The sequence below is a fragment of the Shewanella woodyi ATCC 51908 genome (assembly GCF_000019525.1).
In the GTDB taxonomy this organism is placed as follows: Bacteria; Pseudomonadota; Gammaproteobacteria; order Enterobacterales; family Shewanellaceae; genus Shewanella; species Shewanella woodyi.
In genome coordinates this window covers 460,404-472,555 of the sequence record NC_010506.1, presented here as the reverse complement: position 1 = coordinate 472,555, position 12,152 = coordinate 460,404, and the positions used below count along the sequence as shown (strand labels likewise).

The window sequence follows — 12,152 nt, the reverse complement described above, 5'->3', positions numbered from 1 at the left end:
GGGGATCAATTTCGAGGTTTAACAATGCCTAAGTCAGCTTATTACTTATCGAAATGGATAACAGTACGTATGCTCTTACCTTCGTGCATAAGGTCAAACGCTTCATTTACCTGCTCAAGTCCCATAGTGTGAGTAATAAAGTCGTTTAACTTAAACTCACCTGCCATGTAACGTTCAACATATTCAGGTAGCTCAGAGCGGCCTTTAACACCACCAAATGCGCTGCCTTTCCATACGCGACCAGTGACAAGTTGGAATGGACGAGTAGAGATCTCTTGACCTGCGCCAGCCACACCGATAACCACAGATTCGCCCCAACCTTTATGACAACACTCAAGTGCAGAGCGCATCACGTGAACATTACCGATACACTCGAATGAGTAATCAACGCCGCCATCAGTCAACTCAACAATCACATCTTGAATTGGCTTGTCATAATCTTTTGGATTGATGCAATCAGTAGCACCTAGTTTACGGGCTAGCTCAAACTTGCTTTCGTTAATATCGATAACAATGATGCGAGCGGCTTTAGCCATAGTTGCACCAATAACTGCCGATAGACCGATACCGCCCATGCCGAAGATAGCGACTGTTGAGCCCTCTTCAACTTTAGCCGTATTCATTACAGCGCCCATACCAGTAGTTACACCACAACCTAACAGACACACCTCTTCAAGTGGCGCTTCTGGGTTAACTTTAGCCAATGAAATTTCAGGTAATACAGTGTACTCAGAGAAGGTAGATGTTCCCATGTAGTGGAAAATATCAACGCCATCTTTAGAGAAGCGAGTCGTGCCATCTGGCATTAAGCCTTTACCTTGGGTTTCACGGATCTTCTGGCAAAGGTTAGTCTTACCAGACTTACAGAATTTACATTCACCACACTCAGGAGTGTAAAGAGGGATAACGTGATCTCCGACCTGAACGCTAGTAACGCCTTCGCCGATAGATTCAACGATTCCGCCGCCTTCATGGCCTAAAATACATGGGAAGATACCTTCAGGATCATCACCAGATAAAGTGAAAGCATCGGTATGACAAACGCCTGTTGCGATCATCTTAATACGAACTTCACCTTTTTGTGGTGGCATTACATCTACGATCTCCATAGATAGTGGCTCACCCACAGCCCAAGCGACTGCTGCTTTTGATTTAATTGTTTGTGCTGTCATTGTTATATCCTAAATAGGTAAATTAAAACGTTTCTATGAATCTATGGTAAACATTATATCTAGTGCGATTAAATTGATAATACCCTCTAGATGCAAATGACTTTTACCACATGGTAATAATGATAAAATATTAACGCTCGATGTGAGCCAAGGGTGATGGCCTAAATGCCTTGGTTCTTTGCAAGAACCTAAATCCCCCTATCTTAACTGGCTATCTTTCCCCGCACGCCGGTTAAAATTACTAAAACTTTTAAACTGCTTATCAGCTTCCTGCTGACAACTAACACAGAGGCGAACTCCGATAACGGCTTCTCTTCGCGCCTGTGGAATGGGGCTGTCACACTCCTCACAATAAAGTAGGCTTTGACCAACCGGTAACCGACTTCTGGCTTGAGCAACACCATCATCGACACTGTTATCGATCTGATCTTGTACCGCACCATCTCTAGACCAACCACCAGCCATTTTAACCTCCACTAATGTTTAGCTATACGCCCAAGTAACCAAGAAGGCAATACACCCACCTACTGATTTACTACCGTCAAATAGATGAATAAAGCTTGAAGCGACTGCCTATCCGATAGCAAACATTATATTCAACTATATAAAGATGATAATCCCAGATAATTGCAAATGACTTTTACCTTTTGGTAATAATAGCCGTCAATATAAAACCTTGTTTCTTCCCCCTTGCTAAGCTCTCTTAGACGCGACTCCACGCTCCCTATATAGCAGATACAAAAAAAGCGCCGAAGCGCCTTTTTTACTCATAAACCAATTGATATTACGCGCTCTTAGCAAGATGCACCGCAATTGCATCCATTAACGCAGGTGATAAACAGTCATATGGCTCAAGACCTAAATCTTTGAGGGTTTGACGAACATCTGCCATAGAGTCTGCAGAGGCGCCTGACTCTATGATTGAAGAGACAAACGCAGCAAACTCAGGTTGAGACCATCCCTCCTCTGATGATAATTCGGTGTGTACAAAATCCAATCCATAAAAGGGGTGAGCAGCATTCTCAATGCGGCCATACATATGGGTTCCACACTCTTTGCAGGCGTGGCGTTGAATAGCGGCAGACTCATCGACTACCATCAATTTATCAGCATTGTTAATCACTTGAACATTATCACGTGAAACAACGGCGATTTGAGCAAATAAAGCTCCCTCTGGTTTCCAACATTTGCTGCAGCCACAAACGTGGTTATGAGCTGTTTGCGCCGTAACTGAAACCTCAACTCGTTGCGCCTGACATTGACACCCTAAAGTACCACCGGAAAAGCCTTCCTGGCTCTGAGTAACTCCATTATCAACTTGTGGGTGAATTAACACTTTCATAAAAACTCCATGGATCTTCCCTAGTAAACAGCTCTTTGAGTGCCGTCCTAGTAATCCAGTAAAATAACTTAATATTAGAAGCAGGTGACTTGAATAGTTGTTCTCTTCATTGTTGTTAAAGAGCTAACAACTCGGCCCTGCTATTGACGTTATGATTTCGGAGTAATGCCTACGTCATTTCGATGGGCAGAATTATATTCCTCATTCAAATAATGATAATCCTAATGTTTTGAAAAAATCTTTTACTAATCAGTAAGAATCCAGAAAGCACCAAAAACAATAAAAACACTAAAATACAAATACTTAACTAGACTCCCATAGTGAAAACAAAAATTGCATTTATTGAAGATTCGGAGATAATCACAATAGAGAAAACAGTCTGGTAATTATTATGTTCAATTGGGAAGGCATCAGTGAATTTGTTGCAGTTGCAGAGGCCGAGAGCTTTACTAAGGCTTCACAACGCTTGGGGATCTCCACCGCACAAGTTAGCAGGCAAGTCAGCGCATTAGAAACCCGCTTAGCCACAAAACTGTTTCACCGCACAACCCGAAAAGTCTCCACCACAGAGGTAGGAAGAGTCTATTACCAGCACTGCAGACAGGTCTTAGATGGGCTAGATGAAGCTGAACGTGCCATCACCAATTTGCAAAGCTCACCGCGGGGATTACTCAAGATCACAGCGCCAGTAACCTATGGAGAGATGACGATTGCCCCACTGATTAATGATTTTGCCGCCAAGTATCCAGAGCTAGAAGTTAAGATAAACTTAACTAATCAGAAACTTGACCTGATCGACGAGGGCTATGATCTGGCCATCAGATTAGGCCAACTTGAAGACTCAAGCATGATGGCCAAGCGATTAAGCTCTCGCACTCAGTATGTTTGCGCCTCACCCAGCTACCTTTCAACTTTTGGTATCCCTCACTCCCTTTCAGAACTTGAGCAGCACAACTGCTTATTGGGAACCATGGACTACTGGCGATTCGAAGATAATGGCAAAACTAGAAATGTCAGAGTAAAAGGGAATCTAAGCTGTAACAGCGGTCACGCCTTAGTCGACGCAGCAATAAAGGGAATTGGAATAATTCAACTCCCTGACTACTATTTACAATCCTTCATTGAGGATGGGCAACTGGTACCGCTGCTGGAGCAAAACCGCTCACCAGAGGAGGGAATTTGGGCACTCTACCCACATAATCGGCATCTATCGCCTAAGGTGCGTATGTTACTGGATCACTTAACTCAAGCTTTGGCATCCCACAAGTAAGGATAGAGTGCTTGTTCCCTTGTGGGTTCACTCAACGCAGAAGTAGCAAACTAAAAGCACTCCTTATTACAGGCCAGTTTTATATCTGGGTATTAAAGTGCTGAATAAGAGCGGTATAACACTGGCAGACAATATCTGCTTGTGATGCATAGTCGGGTATTAAATCTGGACTATAAAGCACGCTTTTAGTCCCTGCATTTCGTGCTGTTTGCAGATCATAAAGATAGTCCCCAATAAACAAAATATTAGCCGGTTCAAGCTGCCATTGCTCGCAAATCAACTCTACACCTTCGGGGTGAGGCTTAGCTTTGGCATCAAATCGAGTCAACACCAAGTCCATCTCTAACCCAAGGTTTGCTAAAGTAATCCCAGCGGCCTGAGGAATATTGCGCGTCAGTATCGCTTGAGGCAGCTTTAAACGCCTAAATAATGCAACGAGCTGCTCAGCACCTGTCACCCAAGTCGCACGACTTGAGCTTTCAAGCTCATAACGCGTCACTATCTCTTTTGTTTTTGATGCAAGTACCGGATCTATTATTGACTCCATATGAGCAAGAATATCGGTCCCTGACTTTAAACCAAGCTCACGCCTCAATCCCTCAAAATCAGGGTTAGAGTCTGCAAGTGTGCCGTCCAAGTCGAAAATTACACCTTGAATATGGCTGAAATCAAAGTGGGTATTCACCCTAATACTCAATGTTACTTATCCCTATTTGAGTCGATTAATTCAATATTTTTAAATGATAACGCGAAATCACCATCTTGTTTATCTGCCAATAAAAATCCCACTTGCTTAATATCGGCATAATTTAATTGTGGAGCATCAAGAGTACGTCCGCGATACACAGGTATAAAATCGTCCGCTTTAAACTCAATACTAACCCATCTCTCCCTCTCTGTTTTAAATGGGTGTGAATATGAAAAAGAGTCCCAGCTGTCATCGGTTCTCAGCCTTAACTGATAAGTCCTACCATCACCTTTCACATGAATCCGAATAAGATTAAGCTCACTAGGTATCACCTGACTAATGGATATTCTGGTAGAGGCAAAACCACCATTTTGCTCGAGTGATAAATGGCCACTAAAGGTTGCAATACCTGCACTGATATCAAGCAGGCTATTAGAAACGCCCCCATTACAGTGTCATTAATTAATTTCCAATCAGTGGATTGCTGCTCGCTGAGCGTCACTAAAGGTGTCATTAACACTCCCTCATCAGAGATTGCACCAAATACCGGCAAAACTGCTCCCATCAAGGTGATTGAGAATAACCTCCCCTTTGTAAGCCAGCAATTTAAATGACTATAACTATGGCTACGAGCTCTCAGTTTTACTGGTGGCATGGCGATAATCCATTGTTAAACGAATAAGGTAATACGTTGTAAACCATTAAATGGTTTACATTAACGGCAATTAACTCGCTTATTTTCTCAGGAAACCAGTCATAGCTTGGATTATTACGATTGAGCAAAAGTGATTTACCTTTTCGCCTAATTGTTCCAATTCGAACCCGAATTATAATAGCCGCCATCAGATACGCCTCCCAACTCTCCGCAAAGTCTTAATACCAGTTCGTATAAAGATCTGCTCGCTCAGTCGCTAGGCCAACAATTCAATGTTAATCACGTAGCTCTTCAGCTGCGTTAAGGAAATATTATGTCTCGTGTTGTCATCGTTGGTGGCGGTGCTGCTGGGCTGGAACTTGCCAGCCTTTTAGGTCGTTCAGTCAACAAACAAGATGAAGTTATCTTAGTCGAGGGGGAGACTCACCACTACTGGAAGCCTAGGTTCCATGAAATCGCTGCGGGCACATTCGATAACGATCTCGATAGTCTGTGCTACTTCAGCCATGGAGCCAAAAACGGTTATCGTCATTATCAAGGTAGAATGACAAATATCAATCGTGAAGAGAAGCAGCTGGTTGTCTATAAAACTAACGGTGAAACAGACACATTAGCCTATGATTACTTGGTGATCGCTGTCGGTGCTATCAGCAATGACTTTGCCACCAAAGGTGCACTTGAGCACAGCCTATTTCTGGACACTCCTGAACAGGCAAGAGAAAGTTGGCAGCAGATAAGCGCGCTACTTAGATCTGGAGAGCAGCGCACTATCAATATAGTTGGTGCAGGTGCTACAGGGCTTGAGCTTGCCGCTGAACTTGCCAAGGTTAGCGGTAAACTAGAACGTAACCCACATGCAGCAAGACTGACAATCAACTTGATTGAAGCTGCAGATAGAGTATTGCCAAACAGCCCATTAAAGATGTCTCAGCAAGCACAGTCAAGATTAGAAAAGTTCAACGTAAACCTGCTGCTCAACACTCGTATTGCCAGTGTCGATAAGCAAGGAATGACCACCAGCGAAGGGATAACGTTAGATGCCGATCTACAGTTTTGGGCTGCAGGGATAAAAGCCCCGGATTGGCTTAAAAACATAGGCGGTCTCGAGAGTAACAATGCAAACCAGTTAGTGGTGCAGCAGACCCTCGCGACAACACAAGATCCTAGTATCTTCTCCCTTGGAGATTGTGCTGCAATTCCTCAAGCCGATGGCAGTACTGTGCCTCCTAAGGCTCAGGCAGCTAATCGCGCCGCAGTGCACTTAGCAAAAAGCCTACTTGGGTTAATGCAGGGGAAAACTCTCACGCCGTTTGTTTACAAAGATGGTGGCATGGTCGTGGCAATTGGTCATAACTACGCTATTAGTACCATGATGAATGACAGGTTAATTTTGAAGGGACGTTTAGTCAGACGCCTCTACGATACCATCTTCCGTCTACACCAAAAGACGGTCAGCGGTTTCTTAACCATGTCTAGGCTCATCATAGCTAAGCGCTTAAAGTGTATCTTTCAGCCTAACTAACAATACCAATCAGTATAATAATTGCTATCACAATTGGTTTAAATGAAAAAGCCCGTATGTTTAACAGCATACGGGCTTTTTTAGGCACGTAAAAATTACAGGGTTAACCCCAACTCATCCAACACACCCTGTAAATGTGTCATCGCTTCATCGCTGGGGCCTGGATAATCACCGACAATCGGCACATTACCTAGATAACCGATATCTTTTACGCCCGCAGGACTACAGAAAAAACAGGCCAGTACTAAGCGCCTAAAATCTGCAAAGGCTTTAGCGGGTCTAACGAACTCCTCACTCTGCATCGCTTTTTTATAGGCGATATCATCGATTATTGCTAACTGCTGAGATGCCGTCACATCAACAAACAGGTTATCGAAACGTCGTCTAGCCTCCTCATCTAGCCATGCAAGCAGATGTAGAAAAGAGACCCTGTCCTGCTGTTGTCGCTCATAGGGGGCACTCACCCACTCATCAAGCAGATCTGGCACTTTCACTTCACTGGCAGAGGGCACCGACCCCTCCCTTGGCGCAACGATATCGGCAAATATAGCAATGAAGGTAAGCTGCGCGGCCGTTAGTGTTCTGGGCCATGATGCTCTTGGCGCGATGATTAAGTTTGGATCTTTTCCATAGCCAGTGGCATTGATAACAGGCAGCTCCAACTGCGGCCAATGACCTTTGGCTAACTCACTCTGGGGCGCTAATGCTTGACTACTGCATGCGGTCAGCCCTGGAAACGCCGCCGTGACAGAGAGAGCACCAATCCACTTGATCGCATCACGTCTGCTTAATGAAGCGAGATAAGGTTTTTTGCTTGAGTAACGTTTTACCAAACTCATTTTACAACTCCCCCTTATCTAACTGTCTCGCCAGCCAAGTGCTGTTTCTCATGGCTAATGTCATAATGGTTAAGGTGCAGTTTTTATGGGGGTTAGATGCAAACACACCAGCATCCATCACAAACAGATTACTGCAATCCCAGGTTTGTCCCCATTGATTGGTCACTGACTCTGTCGGTGAGTCTCCCATACGGGTGCTTCCTACCTCATGAATGATCTGCCCCCCCTTTAGGATCGCATCTTCCGCTTTGGGTAGAGGTTTATCGAACTTAGCCCCCATGGTTTCAAGGATCTGACGGGCGGTCTTTAAACCGTGCTCAACCTGTTTAAGCTCGTGCTGAGACCATTTCCAATGAAACTTGACCACAGGAATGCCCCATTTATCCTTCACATCCTCGTCGATCTCCATATAGCAATCATCATTGGGCAGCATCTCTCCCCTCAGTGCCAATCCCACATAGGAGCCATAGGCTTGCTTTGCTATCTCTTTTAACGGCTTTCCATAACCATCGAGATCGCCACTCACCCAGGAGCTCGGAGCCCTAAAGCCAGAGCCTATCTCGAAATGGTAACCACGAGGAAAGGCCATCGCCTTTTTCTCCTGTACCTTATGTCCCCACCAGGGGATAAACAGATGATTCGCCGTATGCCCATCTTCATTATATTTAGGACGTCCCTCAAGCGCAGGGATATGGGCGCCATAGCTCACACCAGTTGAGTCCATAATATTTCTGCCCACATGGCCACTTGAGTTAGCTAATCCATTTGGATGTGATTCACTTTTAGAATTAAGCAGTATACGTGCAGACTCACAGGCACTCGCCGCAAGAATGATCACCTTGGCATCCAATCTATGGGCTTGTTTGGTTTTCTTGTCGATATAGGTCAGGGCATTGACCTTGCCTTTCTCATCGACATTGACCTCTTTCACCATGGCATCGGTGATCACAGTGAGCAGCCCCGTTGCTTGCGCCATCGGGATCAATGAGGTTGTCGTTTGAAATGCAGCGCCAATGGAGCAACCACGGCCACAAGGGGTAGCATAGAAACACGCTTGGCGATCATCTTTTGGACGAGTGAGAACAGCACGATGCATAGGCGCAGTGGGGATACCCAACTTTTTCGCCGCAGCCGAGACAAGCAACTCAGGCACACGCGGTTTAGGTGGTGGCTGCAATACGCCCTCAGGAGAATCAGGCATATCATCTAAACCTGTATTGGTACCGCAGATCCCAACCAAGGCTTCGGTCTCATCATACCAAGGCGCCAGATCCCAGTATTCGAATGGCCAGTCAGCACCTAAACCATCACGACTAAAGCCTTTAAAATCATGTTCACTAAATCGCAGTGAGTAGCGACCCCAATGGTTAGTTCGCCCCCCTAACATACGAGCACGCCACCAGAGAAACTCACTCCCCTCACCTTTAGTGTAGGGCTCTCCCGGTACCTCCCAGCCGCCATCAACAGTTGCATCATAAAAACCAAAGTCTTTATCTGAGTTCCCCGCGCCGAGCAGTGGTGCATCAAAGTTACTCTTGAACATGGGGGTTTCTGTTTTTGGGTCGTAGTCTCGCCCCGCCTCTAACATCAGCACTTTACGTCCCGATTTTGTTAATGTGTAAGCTGCCATGGCACCACCAGCACCGGAGCCAACAACAATCACATCATAATCGTGACCATTAATTTGCCCTTCCATCATTACAGCTCCCTCAGTTTGATGTTTTTAAACCAAACTGGATCGCTATGATCCTGCAAACCAATATGCCCCTGTGATGTCTGAGCAAAACCAGTCCAAGTCCTGAACTTACTCTCGGCAACTAAGCTATTCCATTTTTCACTGCCAACAATAAGGTCAGCCGTTAAAATACCATTTTGCCAAACAGATAAACTGTTGTTATGCATACGAATGCGCACCTTATTCCACTCACCTGCAACTCTGTGAGAGGCTGGCGGTGATGCCTGAATATCATAGATTGAACCCGATAGGTGGGAGTCTATTTTATTATCCGCATGTCTTTGATTATCTAAGATCTGCACCTCTATGGCATGGGAATAAATCTTGGAGCCAAGTTCATCGGCCAATACAAAGATGCCGCTATTGCCAGCTCGGGATATCTTCCAATCCAGTGTCAATTCGAAGTTCTTGTAGGCTTGTTTAGTGAGAAGATCGCCTCCTCCACCACCTGAGAGATGAATACTATCTTGATCGATAACCCATTTAGGGTTCACTCCCTGCTGCTTAAAGTTGCGCCACTGGGACATATCTTTACCATTAAACAGCAGTTGCCACCCAGCCTCTTTCTCCTTTTTTGATAGCTGGTTATCAGCAGCAACACCTGCCGTTGCCACTGTCGATAGCAGTAAGGCTGCAATCACCTGTTGCGACCGACTCTTAATACTTACTCCCCACTTAGTCATTGCACTCCCTCACACAGTTAAACTGTTTTTATCGCTGTTTTATTAATGTTTTTTATAGTTGTTTTAATATGTTATCTAAGCCCAGCTTCGACTTTTCCACCGCTTGTAGCGGGGTTAATCCATTAGGATACTCCTCCTGCTCTACCACTAACCACTGGGTACCACCAACAGCGATATTTGCCTTTGTCAGTGCTAACCAATCTATGGTGTCCTGGCCTATGATAGGCAGCTTTCCCTCGACCCCTTCTGGTAGTTTCACCTTATAGTGCGTGGTAATAGTTCTACCTGGGTAGCGCTTCACATATTCAATGGGATCCCGTCCCGCATAGGTAGTCCAACCAACATCTTGTTGAAGAACCACATCTTGCATTGTATTTTTAGCCAAGTAGTCCCAAAAAGTGGTGCCCTTAAAACCATTAAACTCATGCTCATGGTTATGGAAACCAAATTTGATCCCTAAAGGCTTTAGCTTCAGCGAGATACGATTAAGTTCATTAACGACAAAATCTATCCCCTTAGGATCCCAAGCCCTCTTGTCCCACCCTACAATTAACACCTTCGCCCCTAACGCTTGGTAAAACGCGACCGTTTCAGTGAAATTCTCATCATTGAGCTGCTCAAAGGAGACATGAGCACCACTTGCCACCATGCCTAATGAATCTAGGTATAACCTCAACCCATTGGCATCCTCATTAAATGGGCCGAAATCTCCGGCAAACTCAACACCGTCAAACCCCATTTGGGCCAGTGCCTCAACAGTGGCTTCAAAATCATCTTTAAGTTGATCTTTAACTGACCAAAGCTGAACGCTCACCTTTGGCGGCGTTAGGCTATACGCCTCATGGGCCATACTTGTTGTTGAGATAACCATCAAAAATCCTATTAAGCTTGTTAATACAGCCTTCATGAATACTCACCTATCTATGCTCTTTACTACCGCTGTTAAATGATGGATCAGCGCTCTTGTCTCAGCACCATTACTCTAGCCATTACCCTAGTTAGAATGATGACTCCGCCTGAGCGCTATCTTGAGCTTGGCTCACTTTCTGCTTTTGCTGTCGCATATAAAGCGCCAAACCAGCAAAGGCAAATATCAGCACCAAGGGGAACACACTCAGGTTAGCCAAGGTTGATTGCCCTGCTGCTAACTCAACGATTTCAGGGGTGGTATGCGCCGCTACTGCCTGCTCTCTGCCCTTATCAATCCAATGTCCAATCACAGGGTTCCACATACTGACAGCAAACATGCCAACGCCCCCCATTACCGACATCCCTAAGGCGCCAGTTTGAGGAATATTCTCCGCCACAAAACCTATCATGGTTGGCCAGAAATAGGTCACCCCTAATGCAAAAATAAGGGCAGATACATACACCATATTCCCAGTTGCTAAGCTCATGGAGTAGATACCAATTGTCGTTACTATCGCAGAGTAAAGCAGCACACCATATGGGTTTAGCTTGTGCACTAAGGGGCCCGCAAAAAAGCGTCCAACGGCCATCACTCCCGTCACCATCGCCATAATTAACATAGGCGATGCCCCAGAAGCGCCAAGAATACGCTCAATCCACTGCTGAGTACCAAGTTCACTGGTGGCCGTTAAGGTCATGCAAAAGGCCATAAATAGGAACAAAGGTGAGAACAGCCCCTTTAAATTAGCAGAGGTAGAGGTGTTGATATTATCGGTTTTAGGAAATGTCTGACTGATGATCAGATACCCATAGATAAGCGTTGGCACTAACATCACGGCAATCTGCGCTTGCCAACCAAAGCTCATGTCTGTCATCGCTTTAGAGATAAGAGCTCCCACCACAATGCCGCCGGGAAACCAGACATGAAAGCGGTTTAACATAACAGTCTGCTTCTTATGATAGATATCTGCAATCAAAGGATTACACCCAGCTTCAACCGCGCCGTTGGCAAAACCGATACAGAAACTGGAGATCAACAATAGCCAAAAACCATCTGCCGACATGGTGAGCAGTAAACCAAGAATATGGCCCACAAAAGCGATAAGCACTAACTTTTTAGCCCCTAAAAAGTTATACAGTAAGCCGCCCAATATGGTGGCAACAGGAAAGCCCAAAAAAGCCATGGCATTTATCCAGCCTAACTCTGCATCGGATAAACCAAAGTCTTGACTAAGCTGACCTAAAATACCGGCGCGGATAGCGAACGTCATGGCGGTTACCGTCAGTGCTAGGCAACTCGCGGTAAAAATTCGATTTCGATCTATGTCAGCAGACAT

At 45.2% G+C, this 12,152-nt stretch carries 13 protein-coding genes; 2 read left to right on the top strand and 11 right to left on the bottom strand.

Going from position 1 to position 12,152, the window contains the following annotated elements; genetic code table 11:
• Nucleotides 1–41: 41 nt before the first annotated feature.
• The 3 genes from SWOO_RS01940 to gfa all read right to left on the bottom strand — a co-directional run bounded on the left by SWOO_RS01940 (nt 42) and on the right by gfa (nt 2,514).
• A complete protein-coding gene (locus SWOO_RS01940; protein WP_012323023.1) occupies nt 42–1,172 on the bottom strand; it encodes an S-(hydroxymethyl)glutathione dehydrogenase/class III alcohol dehydrogenase in 1,131 nt (376 codons plus the stop codon).
• A gap of 198 nt (nt 1,173–1,370) precedes the next feature.
• The gene (locus SWOO_RS01935) at nt 1,371–1,637 is read right to left on the bottom strand and encodes a DksA/TraR family C4-type zinc finger protein (RefSeq protein WP_012323022.1); all 267 of its coding nucleotides are present in this window, start codon (nt 1,635–1,637) and stop codon (nt 1,371–1,373) included.
• 319 nt (nt 1,638–1,956) lie between these two features.
• Complete coding sequence (gfa, locus tag SWOO_RS01930) at nt 1,957–2,514, bottom strand: S-(hydroxymethyl)glutathione synthase (protein ID WP_012323021.1); 558 nt, start codon at nt 2,512–2,514, stop codon at nt 1,957–1,959.
• Nucleotides 2,515–2,905: 391 nt separating this feature from the next.
• Here gfa and SWOO_RS01925 point away from each other — a divergent pair, with 391 nt between their 5' ends.
• Nucleotides 2,906–3,784 (top strand): LysR substrate-binding domain-containing protein, encoded by an 879-nt coding sequence (locus tag SWOO_RS01925; protein WP_012323020.1) that lies wholly within the window; start codon nt 2,906–2,908, stop codon nt 3,782–3,784.
• 79 nt (nt 3,785–3,863) lie between these two features.
• Here SWOO_RS01925 and SWOO_RS01920 read toward each other — a convergent pair whose 3' ends face one another.
• Genes SWOO_RS01920 through SWOO_RS25375 form a run of 3 tightly spaced genes read right to left on the bottom strand, consistent with a single transcriptional unit; the run spans nt 3,864 to nt 5,127 of the window.
• The gene (locus SWOO_RS01920) at nt 3,864–4,481 is read right to left on the bottom strand and encodes an HAD family hydrolase (protein ID WP_012323019.1); all 618 of its coding nucleotides are present in this window, start codon (nt 4,479–4,481) and stop codon (nt 3,864–3,866) included.
• A gap of 2 nt (nt 4,482–4,483) precedes the next feature.
• A complete protein-coding gene (locus tag SWOO_RS01915; RefSeq protein ID WP_229377366.1) occupies nt 4,484–4,879 on the bottom strand; it encodes a CIA30 family protein in 396 nt (131 codons plus the stop codon).
• Complete coding sequence (locus tag SWOO_RS25375) at nt 4,801–5,127, bottom strand: hypothetical protein (protein WP_195742844.1); 327 nt, start codon at nt 5,125–5,127, stop codon at nt 4,801–4,803. The genes SWOO_RS01915 and SWOO_RS25375 overlap by 79 nt, the downstream gene beginning before the upstream one ends.
• A 313-nt stretch (nt 5,128–5,440) precedes the next feature.
• On the opposite strand from SWOO_RS25375, the gene SWOO_RS01910 reads away from it, so the two are divergent.
• Nucleotides 5,441–6,649 carry an NAD(P)/FAD-dependent oxidoreductase gene (locus tag SWOO_RS01910; protein WP_012323018.1) on the top strand — a complete coding sequence of 403 codons (1,209 nt, stop codon included), beginning with the start codon at nt 5,441–5,443 and terminating at the stop codon, nt 6,647–6,649.
• Nucleotides 6,650–6,744: 95 nt separating this feature from the next.
• Here SWOO_RS01910 and SWOO_RS01905 read toward each other — a convergent pair whose 3' ends face one another.
• From SWOO_RS01905 to SWOO_RS01885, 5 genes are all read right to left on the bottom strand, one after another.
• Nucleotides 6,745–7,488 (bottom strand): gluconate 2-dehydrogenase subunit 3 family protein, encoded by a 744-nt coding sequence (locus tag SWOO_RS01905; protein ID WP_012323017.1) that lies wholly within the window; start codon nt 7,486–7,488, stop codon nt 6,745–6,747.
• A gap of 1 nt (nt 7,489) precedes the next feature.
• The gene (locus tag SWOO_RS01900) at nt 7,490–9,187 is read right to left on the bottom strand and encodes a GMC family oxidoreductase (RefSeq protein WP_012323016.1); all 1,698 of its coding nucleotides are present in this window, start codon (nt 9,185–9,187) and stop codon (nt 7,490–7,492) included.
• Nucleotides 9,187–9,906 (bottom strand): 3-keto-disaccharide hydrolase, encoded by a 720-nt coding sequence (locus tag SWOO_RS01895; RefSeq protein WP_012323015.1) that lies wholly within the window; start codon nt 9,904–9,906, stop codon nt 9,187–9,189. Before SWOO_RS01895 ends, SWOO_RS01900 begins: the two co-directional genes overlap by 1 nt.
• Nucleotides 9,907–9,958: 52 nt before the next feature.
• Nucleotides 9,959–10,777 carry a sugar phosphate isomerase/epimerase family protein gene (locus tag SWOO_RS01890; RefSeq protein ID WP_229377279.1) on the bottom strand — a complete coding sequence of 273 codons (819 nt, stop codon included), beginning with the start codon at nt 10,775–10,777 and terminating at the stop codon, nt 9,959–9,961.
• Between the two features lie 127 nt (nt 10,778–10,904).
• A complete protein-coding gene (locus SWOO_RS01885) occupies nt 10,905–12,152 on the bottom strand; it encodes an MFS transporter (protein WP_012323013.1) in 1,248 nt (415 codons plus the stop codon).